The following is a 238-nucleotide window of genomic DNA, read 5'->3' on the forward strand; positions in this document are numbered from 1 at the left end:
CATTAAATACTGCGGGGAATTGTGCCGTATCGCCTCGATCATGTATTGCTTACTGGAGATGATGTAGAGACTGTCACCCGCTTTTTTATGGAAGTATTAGACTTTCACCAGAGCGAAAAAATTATGACCGTAGATGGAGAGATGATGCTTGCTAGCATCTGCTAGAAGAGCGGGTATCCCCATTCCGCTGGGGACACAGTTCGGCGCGATTATTGCAAGTGGGTTTGCTCCATTGATT

General features: G+C 46.2%; 1 protein-coding gene. It reads left to right on the forward strand.

Annotated features, from left to right (window positions below; genetic code table 11):
• Positions 1–21: 21 nt before the first annotated feature.
• The gene (locus tag LKX83_RS34620; RefSeq protein ID WP_370639186.1) at positions 22–165 is read left to right on the forward strand and encodes a VOC family protein; all 144 of its coding nucleotides are present in this window, start codon (positions 22–24) and stop codon (positions 163–165) included.
• Positions 166–238 lie beyond the last annotated feature (73 nt).

Origin of the sequence: Cohnella baijiui (genome assembly GCF_020731285.1) — a bacterium.
Taxonomy (GTDB): domain Bacteria; phylum Bacillota; class Bacilli; order Paenibacillales; family Paenibacillaceae; genus Cohnella.